We start from the raw sequence: 17314 nt of genomic DNA on the forward strand, positions 1-17314 counted from the left end.
GCTCACTCCTTCGTGACGGTGAAGCCTGCGACGCCGGAGTCGAACTGCTTGTAGGACTCGTAGTCGATCAGGTCGTAGAGATCGGCACGGTGCTGCATCTCACCGAGCTTCGAGGTGAGGTGCCCCTCCTCGTTCAGCGTATCGAGCGCACCGCCCGCCGCGCCCATCGCGATGCGCAGCAGCGACACCGGCCAGATGACCATGTTCACACCGGCATCCCGCAACTGGTCGACCGAGAACAGATCGCTCTTGCCGAATTCGGTCATGTTGGCGAGGATCGGCACGTCGAGCGCATTCGCCATCGCCTCGAACTCACCGAGGGTGCGCATCGCCTCGGGGAAGACGGCATCCGCCCCGGCATCCACCAGCGCCTTCGCACGATCGATCGCGGACTCGAGTCCCTCGACCGCGCGGATGTCGGTGCGCGCCATGATGAGGAAGTTCGGGTCGCGTCGAGCGTCGGCAGCGGCACGGATGCGACGGATCGCCGTGCTCTCGTCGACGACGCTCTTGCCGTCGAGGTGGCCGCAACGCTTCGGGTTGATCTGGTCTTCGATGTGCGTGCCGGCGAGGCCGGCATCCTCGAGCTCCTGGATCGTGCGGGCGACGTTCATCGGCTCGCCGAAACCGGTGTCGGCGTCGACGATCGCGGGGATGTCGGTCATCCGCGCGATCTGCTTGGCCCGACCGGCGACCTCGGTCAGCGTGGTGAGGCCGATGTCGGGCACCCCGAGGTCGGCAGAGAGCACCGCACCCGAGATGTAGACCCCGTCGAAGCCCTTCTGCTCGATCAGTCGGGCGCTCAGCGGATTGAACGCGCCGGGGAAGCGCAGCAGCTCGCCACTCGCGAGCCGTTCGCGGAACAGACGGCGCTTCTCGGCCGGGGTGACGTGCGAATACAGCATCAGAACAGGCCCTTCGGGGCATCGGCGCCCTCGAGCAGGCCGGGCTTCGCGATGATCGACAGCTCGCCGACCTCCGCGGCCGTGAGCTCGGGCAGACGCTGCACGAGCTCGAGGAACCGCTCGATCTCCGCGGGCTCGAGCACGGGCTCGGCCAGCAGGCGGAACTTCGCGATGTAGTTCTCACGGGCGAACGGACGAGCACCCAGCGGGTGCGCGTCCGCGACGGCGATCTCATCGACCACGGTCGTGCCGTCGGTGAGGCGGAACTCGACGCGCCCGCCGAACGCCTTCACGTCGGGGTCTTCGGAGTGGTAGCGGCGGGTCCACTCGGCATCCTCGGCCGTGGTGATCTTGTGCCATAGGGCGACCGTGTCCGCGCGACCGGCCCGCTCGGGGGTGTACGAATCGACGTGGTGCCAGCCGCCGTCCTGCAGCGCGACCGCGAAGATGTACGGGATCGAGTGGTCGAGCGTCTCACGGGATGCAGTGGGGTCGTACTTCTGCGGGTCGTTCGCACCCGAGCCGATCACATAGTGCGTGTGGTGGCTGGTGTGCAGCACGATGGCCTCGATGTTGGCGGGGTCGCGCAGCGCCGGATTCTCGGTGCCGAGCTTGCGGGCGAGGTCGATCCACGCCTGCGCCTGGTACTCGGCCGAGTGCTCCTTGGTGTACGAGTCAAGGATCGCGCGCTTCGCCTCGCCCGCGGCAGGAAGCGGCACCTCGTAAGCGGCGTCCTTGCCGTCGAGCATCCAGGCGATCACGCCGTCTTCGCCCTCGTAGATCGGCGCGGGACTCGTCTGACCGCGCATCGCCCGGTCGACCGCCTCGACGGCGAGCTTGCCGGCGAAGGCCGGGGCGTGCGCCTTCCAGGTCGAGATCTCGCCCTTGCGGCTCTGACGCGTGGCGGTGGTGGTGTGCAGGCCCTGACCGACGGCCTGGTAGATCGTCTCGACGTCGAGCCCGAGCAGCGTGCCGATGCCGGCGGCGGCCGACGGGCCGAGGTGCGCGACGTGGTCGATCTTGTGCTTGTGCAGGCAGATCGCGCGCACGAGGTCCATCTGGATCTCGTAGCCGGTGGCGATGCCGCGCAGCAGCGCGCGGCCGTCGGCCTGCACGTGCTGGGCGACGGCGAGGATCGGCGGGATGTTGTCGCCCGGGTGCGAATACTCGGCCGCGAGGAACGTGTCGTGATAGTCGAGCTCGCGCACGGCCACGCCGTTGGCCCACGCCGCCCACTCGGGGCTGGTGCGGTGGTCGAGCGCCGCGCCGAAGACCGTGGCGCCGATGCCGCCGGTCGAGACGGGGTGGCTGAACGCCTGGGTGCGAGCCGCGTTGATGGGCCCGCGGGTGAGGGATGCCGCGGCCACCGACGCGTTGTCGATGATGCGGTTGATGATCATGTCGGTGACGTCCTGGTCGACCTCGACCGGGTCGGCGGCGACCTCGGCGATCTTCCAGGCGAGTTGGTCTTCGCGGGCGAGGTTCTCATCACTGCGGTGGACGCGGACGTGGTGGGTGACGGTCATTTCACACCTTCTGGGTTGGCGGTCAGGGAGTCGAGGATGCCGGTCAGCGCATTGTGCAGATGCACGTGCGTGGCGTGGGCGGCGAGGTCGCCGTCTCGGGCGGCGAGGGCCTGCGCGATCGTTCGGTGCTCGGCGGCTGAGGCTGCGAGGCGGGCCGGCTTGTCGCGGGCCATGCGGCGGACTCGCACGAGGTGGGTGCGCACGGTGCGCAGGGCCGAGGCGATGTAGTCGTTGTCGACCGCACCGTCGAGAGCGGCATCGAAGCGGGCGATCAGGGCGTAGTACGCGTCGCGGCCCTCGACGGCGGTGAGGTCGACGTGCGCGAACTCGTCGGCGAGGGCGGCGAAGAGGGCGGCGTCACCCCGCTGGGCCGCGAGTCGGGCGGAGGTCTCTTCGAGCGCGCGGCGGATCTCGAACAGCGCGCGGATGTCGTCGGCATCCAGGTCGGCGACCACCGTCACGCGCGGCGACTGCTGCACGACGAGGCCGTCGGCGGCGAGGCGGCGCAGCGCTTCGCGCATCGGGGTGCGGCTGATGCCGAGGCGGGCGGCCTGCTCGACCTCGCCGAGCACGAACCCCGCGGGGAGGGCGCCGGACTGGATCTCCTCGAGCAGTGCGGCGTGGGCTCGATCGCCGGCGGTGATGCGATCGGCGACAGAGCTCATGCCCTCAGTGTATACACAAATACGTTTCGTATGACCAGGGGCGCGGTCATCTGGTGCTTCGCGTATACATTGCGCTACCGCTGCGGCCGCTCCACGGCATCCGGCACCGGCTCGACGAACTCGGCGGGACGCGGCTCGCCGAGCTTCACCACGACGACGCCGACCAGCACCAGCGCCCCGCCGAGGGCCTGCAGCAGATCGGGCAGCTGTCCGAGCAGCAGCCAGCCGAAGAGCAGCGCGGCGACCACCTCGGAGAGCGCGACGAAGGATGCGAGGCGGGAGCCCAGCATCCGCGTCGACGCGATGCCGAGCACATAGGCGAGTGCCGTCGCGACCAGGCCGATCGCGAGCACCGGCACGAACCACGGCACGGTGCCGAAGCGATAGGTGATGTCGTCGGTCGTCCAGGCGATGGGCAGGATGCCGGCGAGTCCGGCGACCGTCAGCGCGATCGCGCCGAGCAGCAGCCCACCCCCGGCGAGCGCGATCGGAGGCAGTCCGGTGTCGGCCTTGGCCGAGAGCAGGAAGTACGTCGCCGCACCCACCATCGCGGCGAGTGCCCAGAGGATGCCGGCGACATCGACCTCGGCGCCGGTGATGATGTCGAGCATCAGCACGAGTCCGACGAAGGCGATGGCCGCGCCGATCACGCTGCGCCGACTCGGCCGCTCGCCCCGGCGGAGCCACAGCCAGAGGATGACGGCGATCGGCGCGGTGTATTCGATGAGCAGTGCGAGACCGACGTCCATCACGGCGACGGCCTGGAAGTAGCAGAGCTGCGTGGCGGTGACGGCGAGCAGTCCGTAGGCGGCGACCATCCCGGCGTTCTTGCGGAGCACTGCCCACCGCCCGCGCAGCGACAGGACCGTCGGCACGAGCAGCACGAGTGCGGCGACCCAGACACGCGCGGTCACGGCAGCACCGGGCGTCCACCCCGCATCGATGAGCCCGCGAGCCCAGGCGCCGGACATCCCGAACGCGAAGGCCGCGCCGATCGCCAGAGGCAGACCGAGACGCACGCCGCGCATCGAGATGTCATTCGCAACTTTGCTCATGACAGGTGACGCTACTCGTGCACGTTGTAAGGTGTCAACATGAACTTCACCGATGACACGGAAGAGGCGCTCCGCGCAGCCATCCGGCTCGTGAACTCGGCGGAAGAGCCCGAGACCCTCGAGACGCTCGCCGACTACGACGCCTTTCTCGCGGACTTCCCCTACTCCGGCCGCCTCGACCGCGACGACGCCGAGCTCTCCTCGCTGCGTGCGATCCGCCCGCGCCTGCGCTCCATGCTCATCGCGCCACGAGACGAGATGGCCGAGCACGTCAACGCCGCGCTGGCCGAAGCGTCTCTCGCCCCGCGACTCGTGCGCCATGACGGCGTGGACTGGCACCTGCACGCCGTCGCCGACGAGCGCCCCCTCGCCGAGCGCGTGCTGATCGAGACCGCGATGGCGCTGATCGACGTCATCCGCACCGACGAGGGATCCCGCATCTCGATCTGCGCCGACGACACGTGCGAGGCGCTCGCTCTCGACCTGTCCCGCAACCGGTCGAAGCGCTACTGCTCGACGACCTGCACGAATCGCAACGCGGTGGCGGCGTATCGTGCGCGGCGCGCGAGCGCCTGAGCCGCGGCATCCGGAGGACGTTCGGTAGCGTCGTCTCGTCATGACCTTCCCCCCTCCCTACGACACCTGGTTCGCCGACGCCGAGTTCGACGCCGCTTACGGACACACGCTCGCCACGCTCCGCGAGATCGCACCGGTTCCAGCGCCGGACGGCTTCACCGCGCGATGGCAGGCGTGGCGCGCACAGGCGAAGACGGTGGATGCCGCACCCGCCGTGCTGTCCACCGAGAGCATCCACGGCCGGCGGGTGTCGATCATCGAGCACGCCGGAGTCGACGGCATCCGACTGCGTGCCTGGCTCGTCGAGCCCGTCTCGCCGCCCGCGCAGGTGGGCGTCGTGCACAGCCACGGATACGGCGGGCGGGATGCGATCGACCTCGCTCGTATTCCCGAGGACGCGGCGGCGATCTTCCCCGTAGCCCGCGGGCTGCCCACGCTGAACACGGGCATCGGCGCCCCCGAGATCCAGGCCGAGCATGTGCTGGCCGGGATCGAGAACCCCGACGACTACGTGCTGGGACTCTGCGCCCGCGACCTCTGGCTCGCGGCGGATGCCCTGACCGCGCTCGTCGGACGCGTGCCGCTCTACTACGTCGGCGAGAGCTTCGGCGGCGGCATCGGAGCGCTCGCCCTGCCGTGGGACGACCGGTATATCGGGGCGACCCTCATCGTCCCGAGCTTCGGGCAGTATGACGAGCGCCTCGCCGTTCACTGCCTCGGCAGCGGGGAGACCGTGCGCGATCACGTCGCCGCGCATCCCGACGCGCGCGAGGCGCTGCGCTGGTTCGACGCCTCGTCAGCCCTCGGCTTCGCCCGCGTTCCGGTGCGCGTGGAGGCGGCACTGTGGGACCCGTACGTGCCGCCGCCCGGACAGTTCGGCGTCGCGAACGCGGCGCGGATGCTCGAACTCGCCGTCCTCCCCGCCGGCCATGCCGACTACCCAGGGGCCGACGAGGTGACAGCCGAGGCCGTCAGAGGCGGCCGCGCCCACCTCGCGCGCGCACTGCGCGCCGCCTCCGCTCCATGACTCCGGAGAAACTCGCATGGCGAGCCCGACGGGTTCGGGCGATCCAGGAGCAGCGCACACCCGCGCTCCCCGGCCTGCGCATCCGAGCACTGGACGCCACTTGTCATCACAGGTACACTCAACTTGTCATTACAGGTTGCGCAGCGCCGCAGCATCCGCACGAGGAGCACCGATGCCCCAGTTCCACACTCCCCCGATCTCGCCGATGGCGATCGCCTTCGACGCCGAGAAGCTCACGCTCTCCCCGGAGGGACCCACTCTGACGCGGCGCATGTCCGACCTCGAGGGACTCTTCCTCGACGCCGACGCCTGGGCTGCCGCGGCCGCCGGCGACAACCCCGTCGTCTACACCGTGGTCAGCTCTCCCGTGCCCGAGGTCGACCGCGAGCTGCCGCAGTCGATCACCACGATCATGCCCGGCGACACCTCGGGAGAGCTCTGGATGACCAAGGGCCACCAGCATCCGAACCACCAGGGCGAGATCTACCTCGCGCTGAAGGGCCGCGGCGGGCTGCTGATGTTCGACGGCGAGCGCACCGAATGGCTCGACATGCTGCCCGGCACGATCGGCTACATCCCGCCGGGCTGGGCGCACCGCTCGGTCAACACGGGCGACGAGCCCTACTCGTTCCTCGCGGTGTACCCGGGCGACGCCGGCCACGACTACGGCTGGGTCCTCGAGCACGGGATGGGCTCTCGGGCCTATCGCGCCACCGAGGGCGTGGACCTGCGCCCCTATTCCGCGTCCCCCTCCGCGGAATAGGCTCCGGCCATGCTGATCGCGCACGATCTGGGGACCACCGGCGACAAGGCCTCCCTGCACCATGACGACGGACGCCTCGTCACCTCGGTCACGGTGCCGTACCCCGCGCACTTCGCCGCGGGCGGCATCGCCGAGCAGGATCCGGCGGACTGGTGGGATGCCGTCGTCTCGGCGACCCGACAGCTGATCGACCGTGCGGGCGTCGACCCGTCGACCGTCAGCGGACTCGTCGTCAGCGGCCAGATGATGGGCACGGTGCTGCTCGACGCACACGGCGAGCCGGTGCGCCCCGCGATCATCTGGGCCGACACCCGCTCGGGCGCGCAGACCCGTGAGCTCGAAGAGCGTCTCGGCGCACAGGACGCCTACCGCGTGCTCGGCCATCGACTGAACCCCACCTACTCGGTCGAGAAGATCATGTGGGTGCGCGACAACGAGCCGGATGTCTGGGCGCGGGTGCGGCACTTCTGCGTCGCGAAGGACTACATCGTCTACCGTCTCACCGGGCGCCTCGCCACCGAGCGCTCCGACGCCTCGGGCACCAACGCCTACGACCAGGTGCGCGGCGAGTGGTCGGCCGATGTGCTCGCCGCCGCGGGACTCGACCCCGCTCTCTTCCCCGAGATCCTCGAATCGACGACGATCGCCGGGTCCCTCACCGCCGAATCGGCCACCGACCTCGGGCTTCCGGCATCCGTCCGCGTCGTCATGGGCGGCGGAGACGGCCCCTTGGCCGCCGTCGGTTCGGGCATCGTCGCGCCCGAAGACGGCGCGTACGTGTGCCTGGGCACCTCGTCGTGGATCTCGTTCGCGAGCCTCACACCGCTGCACGACCCGCAGATGCGCACCATGACGTTCGACAACGTCGTGCCAGGATCCTTCGTGCCGACCGCGACCATGCAGGCCGGCGGCGCCTCGGTGCAGTGGATCGCCGAAGCCCTCTCCCCCGACCCCGCGCGCCCCTACACCGCCCGGCTCACCGCGGAGGCCGGGGGCGACCTCGACACCGAGGACCTCTACTTCCTCCCCTATCTGCTCGGCGAACGATCCCCGCTGTGGGACCCGCACGCCCGCGGAGCCTTCGTCGGCCTCGCCCGGCATCACACCCGCGCGCACCTCACCCGAGCCGTGCTCGAGGGTGTCGCGTACAACCTGCTCACTTGCATCCAGGCGTTCCGCGAATCCGGTGCGTCGATCGACCGCATCGACGCGGTGGGCGGCGGAGCGCAGAGCGACGCCTGGCTCGGCATCCTCGCCGACGTCTGGGGTGTGCCGATCCGACGGCGCACGATCGTCGAAGAGGCCAACAGCCTCGGCGCCGCTGTCACCGGTGCCGTCGGCCTCGGCCTCGCCGACTTCTCGGCGGCGCGGGCGCTCAGCGAGGTCACGGCGGAGTTCACTCCGGACGCCGGCCGGCACGCCGTGCACGCGCAGCGGCATTCGCGCTTCGTCGGCGCCTACGCCGCGCTCGAGCCGTGGTTCGCCCAGGCCCCCGCCACTCGAGGCGCCTGATGGGAGTCATCCTTGCGACCAGCCGGTCGTTCTCGGACGGAGACCTCGACCTCGTCGGCCGAGCAAGGGCCGCCGGCCACGAGATCGTCCGGGGCCCCGCCCACCATGGGCTCACCGAGCTCGCACCCCTGCTCGCTGCCGCCGAGGGGTGGATCGCGGGCACGGGTCCGGTGACCGACGACCACCTGGCCGCCGCGCCGAACCTCAGGGTCGTGGCCCGCTACGGCGTCGGCACCGAGGCGGTCGATCTCGACGCGGCGCTGCGGCGCGGCATCCCGGTGACGAACACCCCGGGGGCGAACGCGGATGCCGTCGCCGACCACGCGGTCGGCCTCATGCTCGCGGCGCTCCGGTTCATCCCCGACGGCGATCGCCGCGTGCGGGCCGGCGACTGGGCCGTGCGGCGCGGTCGCGAGCTCGGAGCCGCCACGGTCGGCATCGTCGGGTTCGGTCGCATAGGCCAGGGCGTCGCGCGACGTCTGAGCGGTTTCGGCGCACGCGTGCTCGCGGCCGATCCCTTTCTGCCGGCCGACGTGATCGCCGAGCGCGGCGCCGAACCGGTCGACCTCGACGAGCTGTTCCGCACCGCCGACGTCATCACCCTGCACGCCCCGGGCGGGCAGACGCTCGTCGATGCGGCGCGACTCGACGGCCTCCGCCCCGGCACGATCCTGGTGAACACCGCCCGCCCCGATCTCGTCGACGAGGCGGCACTGGCCGCCGCCCTGCGTGACGGACGCCTCGGCGGATACGCCGCCGACACGTTGACCGGCGACACCGCGGCGAGCGCAAGTCCGCTGCTCGCCGACGACCTCGCCGACCGTGTCAGCGTGACACCGCATCTCGGCGCGCAGACGACCCAGGCCGTCGACAACATGGGCTCGATGTCCCTCGACGATGTGCTCGCGGTTCTCGCGGGCACCGCGCCCGCCCACCCCGTCTCTTCCCGACCCTGAAGGACCCAGCGATGACCATCACCGAGAACACCGCGACCCCCGCGACCACGACCGGCGGCTACATGGGCTTCGTCGGCGTGAGCACCGGCTCGTCGTCGATCATGAAGGTGTTCCCGAAGTGGGCCGAGGTGCTGGGCCTCCCCACCGAGAACCTCATCGGACACGACCTTCCGATGGATGCGACGCCCGAGCAGTACGTCGCCATGGTCGAGCAGATCCGCGACGACCCGCAGCACCGGGGCGCACTGGTCACGACCCACAAGATGAACGTGTTCGCCGCGGCATCCGACCTGTTCGACGAGCTCGACCCGTTCGCCGTCTCGTGCTCCGAGATCTCGAGCATCTCGAAGCGGGGCGACCGCCTGATCGGCCGCGCCAAAGACCCCCTCACCGTCGATCTCGCACTCAAGGACTTCCTGCCGACCGACCACTTCGCCCGTACCGGGGCGGAGGTCGTGATCCTCGGCGCCGGCGGCTCGGGCACCGCGCTCAGCTGGGCGCTGGCGGAGAGGGCGGATGCTCCGGCGAAGATCACCGTGACCGCTCGCGACGACGACAAGCTCGACCACCTGCGCGAGGTGCACCGCCAGCACGGCACCCCCGACGGGCTGATCACGTACGTGCGCACCGACACGGTGCAGGATGCCGCGGCCATCGTCGCAGGCGCTCCCGCGGGCTCGCTGATCGTGAACGCCACCGGCCTCGGCAAGGACCGCCCGGGCTCGCCGCTGCCCGACGACGTCGCGTTCCCCGAGGACGCGTGGGTGTGGGAGTTCAACTACCGCGGCTCGCTCGAGTTCCTGCATCAGGCGCGTGCGCAGGAGGGCGCGCGCGGTCTGCACGTGGTCGACGGCTGGCGCTACTTCATCCACGGGTGGTCGCAAGTCGTCGCCGACGTGTTCGAGATCGACCTCACGCCCGAGATCGTCGAGCGGCTCGCCCAGGCCGCCGAATCGGTGCGCTGATGCCCGTCGTGCGGACGGTGCTCGGCGACATCGACCCGACGCGTCTCGGGGCGACGGACTATCACGAGCACCTGTTCCAGATCTCGCCGCTGCTGGTCGGCGATGAGCTCGACGATGAGGAGCTCTCCGGCCAGGAGGCCGCCCTGCTGCGGGCCAGCGGCTTCGCGGCGATGGTCGATGCGACGCCGTTCGGGCTCGGGCGCGATCCCGAGGGGGTCGCACGCATCAGCGCCGGCACCGGACTGCACATCGTCGCCACGACGGGGCGCCACCGCGAGGCGCACTACGGCGAGGACCATCCGATGCAGGTGTGGGATGTCGAGCGCCTGGCCGAGCTGTTCATCGCCGAGGTGATGCGCGGGATGCTCGTCGACGATGCGCTGGTGTTCGAGACCCCCGACGTGCCCCGGGCGGCTGCGCCCGAGGGACCGCCGGTACGCGCCGGGATGCTGAAAGCCGGCGTCGGCTACTGGAGCATCACCGCCTTCGAGCACACGACCCTGCTCGCGGTCGCAGCGGCGCACCGAGCGACCGGCGCGCCGGTCATGGTGCACCTGGAGTTCTGCACCGCCGCGCACGAGGTCCTCGATCTGCTCGAGGGCGAAGGCGTGGCATCCGATCGCGTCGTGCTCGCGCATGCCGACCGCGATCCGGATGCCGGGCTGCACGCGTCGCTCGCCGAGCGCGGTGCCTACCTGGGGTACGACGGCTTCGCGCGTCCGCGCACGAGGTCGGATGCCGAGCTGCTCGCCCTGACCGAGAAGGCCGTCGCCCTCGGATGCGGAGACCGCATCCTTCTCGGCGGCGATGTCGCCCGCCGCACCCGCTACCTCGCGTACGGCGGCATGCCGGGTCTCGCCTATCTCGGCGAGCGCTACCTGCCGCGGCTGCGCTCCGCGCTGGGCGACGACGTGGTCGAGCGGATGCTGGTCGCCAACCCCGCGCGCCTGCTCCCCCTGTCGACCTGACCCTGTCAGCCCGACCACACCGCTGCCTGACCGCACCGTCCCGCCCCGCCAGCCCACACCCGAGGAGCCCGCATGACCGAGCCGACCATCCTGCATGCCGTGTTCACCGCACGCCCCGAGAAGGGCGACGAGGTCGCGGCGCTGCTGCGCGACTTCGCCGCGGTGGTGCGCGCCGAAGAGGGCAACGTCGTGTTCGATGCGACGCGGCTCGTCGACGACCCCGACCGCTTCTTCGTCTACGAGGTCTACCGCGACGAGGCGGCCTTCCAGGCGCACATCTCGGCCCCGGCCGGCGTCCCGTTCAATGAGGCGCTGCAGCAGCTGATCGTCGAGCCGGCATCCGTGCTGACCTTCCTCCGACGTATCTGACGCCCCCTGCCACGCGCCCCCCGCACCCCCGGCACGCAAGAAGCCCCCCACCCGAAGGTGAGGGGCTTCTTTCTCAGCGGGTCACTCGTAGAGGACCGCTGCGATGTCCTCGTCCTCGAGGTTCGTGCTGTCGTACCAGTACGAACCCGTGTCGTAGAACTCCTCGACGTCCTCGCCGTTGGCCGCGTCGTACGCCGCCTGGACGACCTGCGCGCCGATGCCGATCGGGTCCTGCGTGATGGCGCCGGCCATGGTGCCGTCCTTGATCGCGTTGATCTGGGCAGCTCCCGAGTCGAAGCCGACGATCGTGATCTTGCCCTTCTCGAGGCCGAGCTCGTTCACGGCGTTCACGACGCCGATGGCCGAGCCCTCGTTGGTGCCGTAGATGCCCTTGAGATCGGGGTGAGCGGCGATCAGCGTCTTCGCGATGTCAGCCGACTTCAGGTGGTCGCCGTCACCGTACTGGATGTCGACGATCTTGATGTCGGGGAAGTCCGCCTCGATCTTCTCGACGAATCCGTCACGACGCTCGACACCGGTCGAGTTGATGTTCGAGTGGCCGACGATGGCGACTTCGCCCTCGCCGCCGATCAGCTCGGCCATGTGCTCTGCGGCGAGCGCACCGGCGACCTTGCTGTCGGTCGCCGACAGGCTGAGTCCGACATCGCCGTCGCAGGGAGCGTCGAAGTACACGACGGGGATGTCCTTGGCCTTCGCCTGCTCGAGCGGGGCGACGCACGCCTCGGGGTCGAGGGCGGCGTAGGCGATGGCATCCGGGTTCTTGTCGATCGCGGTGGTGAGCATCTCGAGCTGCTGGGCGATCTCGGTCTCGGCGGCCGGGCCCTCGAACGTGATCTTCACGCCGAGCTCGTCCGCCTTCTCCTGAGCACCGGTCTTGACGGCCTGCCAGAACTGGTGCTGGAAGCCCTTCGAGACGAGCGCGATGTACATCTCGCCGTCGCCGCTGCCTCCGTCGCCGCTGCCTTCTTCGATGACGTCACCGCCGCCTGCGCAACCCGCGAAGACGAGGGCGGATGCGGCCACGAGTGCCGCGAATGCGGTCTTCTTGCCGAATTTCATGGAAACTCCATTGTTCTCTGTGTGGTGGTGGGGGGTGTAGATCTGTGGGTCAGGTGCGCTGGCGGTTGCGCAGCGAGTCGAGGAAGACGGCCAGCAGCACGACGATGCCGACGACGATGTTCTGCCACTCCGACTGGATCGACATGATGCGCAGGCCGTTGACGAGCACGCTCATGATGAGCGCACCGATCACGGTGCCGAGGATCGAGCCTCGTCCGCCGAGCAGCGACGTTCCGCCGATGATGACGGCGGCGATCGCCTGCAGCTCGTAGCCGGTGCCGATCTGCGGCTGCGCCGAGTCGAGACGGGCCGCGATCACGATGCCCGCGATGCCGGTGAAGGCGCCCGCGAACATGTAGATGAGGATCGTCCAGCGGCGGGTGTTCACACCCGACAGCCGGGTGGCCTCCTCGTTCGAGCCGATCGCGAAGGTGTAGCGGCCGAGGAGCGTCTTCGACAGCACGAGCCACGCGATGATCGCGGCCACGGCGGTGATCAGCACGGCGTTCGGGATGCCGGGGATGATCACGCCGAGCGCGATCTTCTTGAAGTCGGGGGCCGAGGTCGAGAAGTAGATCGGCGAGACGTTCGAGATGACGAGGGCGAGTCCGCCGGCGATCATCATCATCGCGAGGGTCGCGATGAAGGGCGGCAGCCGGAGGAACGTGATGTTGATGCCGTTCACGAGTCCCATGAGGACACCCGTGAGCACACCGCCGATCACGCCGACCCAGACGGGGAGCCCCATGTTGGTGACGAAGACACCCGTCATCACGGCGCACAGCGCCATACCGGTGCCGATCGAGAGATCGATGCCGCCGGTGATGATGACGAAGGTCGTGCCGAGGGCGAGGATGCCGATGACCGCCGTCGACAGCAGCACCGTGGCGATGTTGCTGAAGGTGAAGAAGTTCGGGCTGGCGATCGAGAAGAAGATCACCAGGACGATCAGCGTGCCGAAGGCGAGTGACTGCTGCAGCTGGCGGCGGAGGAACCCGCCGAAGTCGCGCTTGTCGGTGTTCTCATCGACCGCCGTCTGGATGATCGTCGTCGTCGACGATCCGGACTGCTGTGGGGTGCTCATCAGTCTTCCTCCCCGTGGGCTGCGAGTTGCATGATCTTCTCCTGGCTGGCTTCCTCGTTGCGGAGCGTCCCGGTGATCCGACCGTTCGCGAAGACCGCGATGCGGTTCGCGACGCGGAGGATCTCGGGGAGCTCCGATGAGATGACGATGATGGATTTGCCCTGGTCAGCGAGCTGCTGCATGAGGCGGTAGATCTCCTCCTTCGCGCCGACGTCGATCCCTCGGGTCGGCTCGTCGAAGATGAGGATGTCGCAGTCGCGCATCAGCCACCGGGCGATGACGACCTTCTGCTGGTTCCCTCCCGAGAGCAGCTTCACGACCTGGTTCACCGAGGGCGTCTTGACCCGCAGCTGCTGCACGTACTCCTTGGTGCGGTTCTTCGCCTTCGCGTCGCCCATCCAGCCGATGCCGTTGGCGTACGACCCGAGCGAGGCGAGCACGGTGTTGAAGGTCACGTCCTGCTCGAGCATCAGGCCCAGCAGCTTGCGGTCCTCCGAGAGGTAGCCGAGGCCGTGCTTGACCGCATCCGCCGGCTGTCCGATGCGCACCGGGTCGCCGCCGATCGCGATCGTGCCGCCGTCGCGGTGATCGGCACCGATGATGGCCCGCGCGGTCTCGGTGCGCCCGGCGCCCATGAGCCCGGCGAAGCCCAGGATCTCGCCCTTGTGCAGCTGGAACGAGACGTCCTTGAGGAGGTTCTTGGTCGAGAGTCCCTGCACGTCGAGCACGATCGGGTCGTTGATGTGATCGCGGGCCTGCGGACGGGTTCCCTCGTCGATCACGCGGCCGACCATCATCTCGATGATCTTCGGGACGCTGACCTCTGACTTCTCCAGTGATCCGATGTATGTGCCGTCACGGAGCACCGTGACCCGGTCGGCGAGACGCCGCAGCTCGTCCATGCGGTGCGAGATGTAGACGATGCCGGTCCCCGAGGCGCGCAGCTGCTCGATCAGCAGGAACAGGGTCTCGGTCTCGGAGTCGGTGAGCGCCGAGGTGGGCTCGTCCATGATGAGCACCTTGGCGTTGAACGAGAGCGCCTTGGCGATCTCGACCATCTGCTGCTCGGCCACGGTCAGCTCGCCGACGAGCTGTCGGGGGTTCACCCTGATGCCGAGGCGCTGCAGCAGTTCGGCCGTCTGCGCGTTGAGCTTGCGCTCCGACAGGAAGGGGCCGGTGGTGGGCTCGCGACCCACGAAGATGTTCTGCGCCACGGTGAGATCGGGCATCAGGTTGAGTTCCTGGTGGATGATCGTGATGCCGAGCTGCTGCGCCTGCAGCGGGCTGGTGAGTTCGACCTCCTGGCCCTCGAACGTGATGGTGCCCTCGTCCTTGGTGTAGATCCCCGAGAGGATCTTCATCAGGGTCGACTTGCCGGCGCCGTTCTCGCCCACGAGCACCAGCACCTCACCGGCTCGCACCTCGAGGTGCACATCCTTGAGAGCCTGCACACCGGGGAATCCCTTGCTGATCCCGTCGACTCTGAGAATGGGGTCACTCATGTGCTCACCTGCTTCCTTGAAGGTCGTGATGCGATATTCCGGTCGGGTCCGGAAACATCGGATCAATTCTGCGTCTTACGCCCCACCCTGCGCAAGTTGTATCTAAATGTAACTAAGACTTCTTCGGATGGGAAGACCTGTAATAACAAGTTGGCAACAGGTCGGCGGATCGAGGCGACGGCCCGGCTCAGTGCAGCCGGATCGAGTCGACCGCGACGAGCTTGTCGCGGATGTAGGCGTTGGCGTGCGCTCCGAGCTCGACGTTGTCGGTCCACAGGTTGCGCCAGATGCCGAGCATGCGGCTGAGATCGGGGGCGACGACCGCTGACGAGAACGACTCGAACACGATCGGACCGTCGTAGCCGATGCGGCCCAGCGCCTTGAAGAAGGTGTCGAAGTCGACGGTGCCGGTGCCGAGATAGCCGCGGTGGCTCTCCCCGATGTGCACGTAGCGCAGGGCCGGAGCCGCGTCGAGGACCGGCGCGAACATATCCGACTCCTCGATGTTCATGTGGTACGTGTCGAGGTGGATGCCGAGGTTCGGCCGATCGACCTCGGCGAGGTAGGCGAGCGCCTGGCGTGCGGTGTTCAGCACGTTCGTCTCGTAGCGGTTCACGACCTCGAGCGAGACCGAGATGCCGCGCTCTGCGGCATGGTCGGCGACGCGGGCGATCGTGCGCCGGCTGCTCTCCAGCCCCTCGGCCGTCACCGGGTCCATGTACTTCTGCATCGCACTGTAGATCACGCCGCAGAAGTGCTGGCCGCCGAGGTCGGCGAGCACGTCGACCGCCCTGAGCAGCAGCGCCTCTCCCGCGGCCACGACGGCCGGGTCGGAGCTCGTCACGTCGGTCGCGCCCGAGAGTCCGAGCGAGGCGCTGACGGCGAGATCGTGCTCTTCGAGCGCGTCCTTCGCCGCGGTGACGTCGAACGAGAACGGGTCCATCAGCGGGAACTCGATCAGGTCGAATCCGGCCGCCTTCGTCTTCTCGACGGAGAGACGGATGCCGTCGGCATCGAAGTGTCCGGTCCAGACGAGCCCGTGGCATCCGATGTTCATGAGACCTCTCGGAGACGGGTGTGCGGCACCTTCGCCTCGGCAGGATTGGCACGTTGCAACTCTGCGTTCAGGTCACCGTACGCGGGTCAGGGATGCGGTGTCAAGAACTTTCTTGGCACGTTGCAATCGCTGGGCTACTCTGGACTCGCCGCCGACCGTCCTGCGTCGTCGCGCCGTCGACAGGAGCTCCATGCCCGCCAGCGTCAAAGACGTCGCCGCTCTCGCCGGGGTGTCCTCCTCGACCGTCTCGAACTACCTCAACCACCCGCATGTGCTCGGCGAATCGAGCGCGGCGAAGGTGAGGGAGGCGATCGCCCAGCTCGGCTACGTGCCCAACGAATCCGCCCGTCAACTGCGAGCCGGCTCCAGCAAGGCGCTGGCGCTGATTCTTCTCGACGCCTGGCTGCCGTACTTCCACGAGCTCTCGCGCGGGGTCGAAGACGTGGCCCGCGAGGGCGGCTGGTCGCTGTTCTTCAGCAACAGCAACCGCGACGCCGACACCGAACGCGGCAACATCGACATGTTCGAGGCGCACCGCGTGCAGGGCATCGTCATCTACCCGCTCGAAGACGTGGTGCCCCGGCTCGAGCAGCTCGCCGACCGCGGCATCCGCTCGGTCGTCGTCGGCCCGATCCCCGATTCGCCGACCGTCGGTTCGGTGCTGTTCGACGACCGCGGCGGCGGACGGCTGGCGGGCGAGCACCTGCTGTCGCTCGGCCGCCGCCGCATCCTCTTCCTGGGGGCGCCGAGCGTCAGCCAGTCGAACGACCGACTCCTCGGGCTGCGCGATGCCGTCACCGCGGCCGGGGCGACGGCCGATGTGATCGACGTGCCGCACCTGACGACCGAGGACGGCCTCGACGTCGGCGCGCGGATCGCCGAGATGCCTGCCACCGAACGCCCCGACGCGATCTTCGCCGCCAACGACATGGTGGCGATCGGCGTGCTCACCCAGTTGCTGCGCCGGGGCATCCGCGTGCCCGAGGAGATCGCGCTGGTCGGCTTCGACGACGTCGCGCAGGCCCACCAGAGCGTCGTGCCGCTGACGAGCGTGCGGCAGCCCGGGTACGAGATCGGCCGGGCGGCCGGCGCGGCACTCATCCGTCAGCTCACCGACCCCACCGCCGACCTCCCCGCGCCGACGCCGTTCGCCGCCGAGCTGATCGTCCGCGAGTCGACCGTCGGCCGCTGAGCCTCGTCTCCGCCGTCGCGTCGCCGGTGCAGGCCCGGTTCACAATTCAGCACGAACCCGCACTGATGCCGCCGCCGAAGCCCCAGACCGCCCACCAGCGCAGACCTATGCT

General features: G+C 69.1%; 17 protein-coding genes. 9 read left to right on the plus strand and 8 right to left on the minus strand.

Annotated elements, in window-relative coordinates; all coding sequences use genetic code 11:
• Positions 1-2 precede the first annotated feature (2 nt).
• From prpB to BMW26_RS15545, 4 genes are all read right to left on the minus strand, one after another.
• The gene (gene prpB, locus BMW26_RS15530; protein ID WP_053097922.1) at positions 3-905 is read right to left on the minus strand and encodes a methylisocitrate lyase; all 903 of its coding nucleotides are present in this window, start codon (positions 903-905) and stop codon (positions 3-5) included.
• Positions 905-2431, minus strand: coding sequence for an MmgE/PrpD family protein (locus BMW26_RS15535; protein ID WP_072591976.1), 1527 nt, complete (start codon positions 2429-2431; stop codon positions 905-907). Before BMW26_RS15535 ends, prpB begins: the two co-directional genes overlap by 1 nt.
• Positions 2428-3096 carry a GntR family transcriptional regulator gene (locus tag BMW26_RS15540; RefSeq protein WP_056280558.1) on the minus strand — a complete coding sequence of 223 codons (669 nt, stop codon included), beginning with the start codon at positions 3094-3096 and terminating at the stop codon, positions 2428-2430. Before BMW26_RS15540 ends, BMW26_RS15535 begins: the two co-directional genes overlap by 4 nt.
• A 74-nt stretch (positions 3097-3170) precedes the next feature.
• The gene (locus tag BMW26_RS15545) at positions 3171-4151 is read right to left on the minus strand and encodes an EamA family transporter (protein ID WP_072591977.1); all 981 of its coding nucleotides are present in this window, start codon (positions 4149-4151) and stop codon (positions 3171-3173) included.
• Positions 4152-4190: 39 nt separating this feature from the next.
• On the opposite strand from BMW26_RS15545, the gene BMW26_RS15550 reads away from it, so the two are divergent.
• From BMW26_RS15550 to BMW26_RS15585, 8 genes are all read left to right on the plus strand, one after another.
• Entirely contained in the window at positions 4191-4727 is a 537-nt protein-coding gene (locus tag BMW26_RS15550; protein ID WP_053097930.1) for a CGNR zinc finger domain-containing protein, read from the plus strand.
• 40 nt (positions 4728-4767) lie between these two features.
• On the plus strand, positions 4768-5754 hold the full coding sequence (locus tag BMW26_RS15555; protein WP_072591978.1) for an acetylxylan esterase: 987 nt from the start codon (positions 4768-4770) through the stop codon (positions 5752-5754).
• A 172-nt stretch (positions 5755-5926) separates the two neighbouring features.
• The gene (locus BMW26_RS15560; protein ID WP_072591979.1) at positions 5927-6517 is read left to right on the plus strand and encodes a glucose-6-phosphate isomerase family protein; all 591 of its coding nucleotides are present in this window, start codon (positions 5927-5929) and stop codon (positions 6515-6517) included.
• A 9-nt stretch (positions 6518-6526) separates the two neighbouring features.
• Positions 6527-8029, plus strand: a complete 1503-nt coding sequence (xylB, locus tag BMW26_RS15565; RefSeq protein ID WP_072591980.1) for a xylulokinase — start codon at positions 6527-6529, stop codon at positions 8027-8029.
• Complete coding sequence (locus tag BMW26_RS15570) at positions 8029-8985, plus strand: phosphoglycerate dehydrogenase (protein ID WP_083569397.1); 957 nt, start codon at positions 8029-8031, stop codon at positions 8983-8985. The genes xylB and BMW26_RS15570 overlap by 1 nt, the downstream gene beginning before the upstream one ends.
• 11 nt (positions 8986-8996) lie before the next feature.
• Positions 8997-9950 carry a shikimate dehydrogenase family protein gene (locus tag BMW26_RS15575; protein ID WP_072591981.1) on the plus strand — a complete coding sequence of 318 codons (954 nt, stop codon included), beginning with the start codon at positions 8997-8999 and terminating at the stop codon, positions 9948-9950.
• Complete coding sequence (locus BMW26_RS15580; RefSeq protein ID WP_072591982.1) at positions 9950-10918, plus strand: phosphotriesterase family protein; 969 nt, start codon at positions 9950-9952, stop codon at positions 10916-10918. The genes BMW26_RS15575 and BMW26_RS15580 overlap by 1 nt, the downstream gene beginning before the upstream one ends.
• Positions 10919-10990: 72 nt before the next feature.
• Positions 10991-11287, plus strand: coding sequence for a putative quinol monooxygenase (locus BMW26_RS15585; RefSeq protein ID WP_053097943.1), 297 nt, complete (start codon positions 10991-10993; stop codon positions 11285-11287).
• 81 nt (positions 11288-11368) lie between these two features.
• Here the strand turns inward: BMW26_RS15585 and BMW26_RS15590 are convergent, their stop codons facing one another.
• The 4 genes from BMW26_RS15590 to BMW26_RS15605 form a co-directional block, all read right to left on the minus strand.
• Positions 11369-12367: an ABC transporter substrate-binding protein gene (locus BMW26_RS15590; RefSeq protein ID WP_056280540.1), complete on the minus strand. Its 999-nt coding sequence runs from the start codon at positions 12365-12367 to the stop codon at positions 11369-11371.
• A 49-nt stretch (positions 12368-12416) separates the two neighbouring features.
• Positions 12417-13451 (minus strand): ABC transporter permease, encoded by a 1035-nt coding sequence (locus BMW26_RS15595; RefSeq protein WP_171821947.1) that lies wholly within the window; start codon positions 13449-13451, stop codon positions 12417-12419.
• On the minus strand, positions 13451-14953 hold the full coding sequence (locus BMW26_RS15600) for a sugar ABC transporter ATP-binding protein (RefSeq protein WP_056280538.1): 1503 nt from the start codon (positions 14951-14953) through the stop codon (positions 13451-13453). The genes BMW26_RS15595 and BMW26_RS15600 overlap by 1 nt, the downstream gene beginning before the upstream one ends.
• Before the next feature lie 187 nt (positions 14954-15140).
• On the minus strand, positions 15141-16010 hold the full coding sequence (locus BMW26_RS15605) for a sugar phosphate isomerase/epimerase family protein (RefSeq protein WP_072591983.1): 870 nt from the start codon (positions 16008-16010) through the stop codon (positions 15141-15143).
• Between the two features lie 190 nt (positions 16011-16200).
• On the opposite strand from BMW26_RS15605, the gene BMW26_RS15610 reads away from it, so the two are divergent.
• Positions 16201-17202 (plus strand): LacI family DNA-binding transcriptional regulator, encoded by a 1002-nt coding sequence (locus BMW26_RS15610; RefSeq protein ID WP_072591984.1) that lies wholly within the window; start codon positions 16201-16203, stop codon positions 17200-17202.
• The last annotated feature ends 112 nt before the right edge of the window (positions 17203-17314 follow it).

Origin of the sequence: Microbacterium sp. 1.5R (assembly GCF_001889265.1) — a bacterium.
Classification (GTDB): domain Bacteria; phylum Actinomycetota; class Actinomycetes; order Actinomycetales; family Microbacteriaceae; genus Microbacterium.

Bases quoted from the DNA above. Each gene is read 5' to 3' on its own strand.
- prpB (WP_053097922.1), bottom strand. From the start codon at position 905: ATGCTGTATTCGCACGTCACCCCGGCCGAGAAGCGCCGTCTGTTCCGC.
- BMW26_RS15535 (WP_072591976.1), bottom strand. From the start codon at position 2,431: ATGACCGTCACCCACCACGTCCGCGTCCACCGCAGTGATGAGAACCTC.
- BMW26_RS15540 (WP_056280558.1), bottom strand. From the start codon at position 3,096: ATGAGCTCTGTCGCCGATCGCATCACCGCCGGCGATCGAGCCCACGCC.
- BMW26_RS15545 (WP_072591977.1), bottom strand. From the start codon at position 4,151: ATGAGCAAAGTTGCGAATGACATCTCGATGCGCGGCGTGCGTCTCGGT.
- BMW26_RS15550 (WP_053097930.1), top strand. From the start codon at position 4,191: ATGAACTTCACCGATGACACGGAAGAGGCGCTCCGCGCAGCCATCCGG.
- BMW26_RS15555 (WP_072591978.1), top strand. From the start codon at position 4,768: ATGACCTTCCCCCCTCCCTACGACACCTGGTTCGCCGACGCCGAGTTC.
- BMW26_RS15560 (WP_072591979.1), top strand. From the start codon at position 5,927: ATGCCCCAGTTCCACACTCCCCCGATCTCGCCGATGGCGATCGCCTTC.
- xylB (WP_072591980.1), top strand. From the start codon at position 6,527: ATGCTGATCGCGCACGATCTGGGGACCACCGGCGACAAGGCCTCCCTG.
- BMW26_RS15570 (WP_083569397.1), top strand. From the start codon at position 8,029: ATGGGAGTCATCCTTGCGACCAGCCGGTCGTTCTCGGACGGAGACCTC.
- BMW26_RS15575 (WP_072591981.1), top strand. From the start codon at position 8,997: ATGACCATCACCGAGAACACCGCGACCCCCGCGACCACGACCGGCGGC.
- BMW26_RS15580 (WP_072591982.1), top strand. From the start codon at position 9,950: ATGCCCGTCGTGCGGACGGTGCTCGGCGACATCGACCCGACGCGTCTC.
- BMW26_RS15585 (WP_053097943.1), top strand. From the start codon at position 10,991: ATGACCGAGCCGACCATCCTGCATGCCGTGTTCACCGCACGCCCCGAG.
- BMW26_RS15590 (WP_056280540.1), bottom strand. From the start codon at position 12,367: ATGAAATTCGGCAAGAAGACCGCATTCGCGGCACTCGTGGCCGCATCC.
- BMW26_RS15595 (WP_171821947.1), bottom strand. From the start codon at position 13,451: ATGAGCACCCCACAGCAGTCCGGATCGTCGACGACGACGATCATCCAG.
- BMW26_RS15600 (WP_056280538.1), bottom strand. From the start codon at position 14,953: ATGAGTGACCCCATTCTCAGAGTCGACGGGATCAGCAAGGGATTCCCC.
- BMW26_RS15605 (WP_072591983.1), bottom strand. From the start codon at position 16,010: ATGAACATCGGATGCCACGGGCTCGTCTGGACCGGACACTTCGATGCC.
- BMW26_RS15610 (WP_072591984.1), top strand. From the start codon at position 16,201: ATGCCCGCCAGCGTCAAAGACGTCGCCGCTCTCGCCGGGGTGTCCTCC.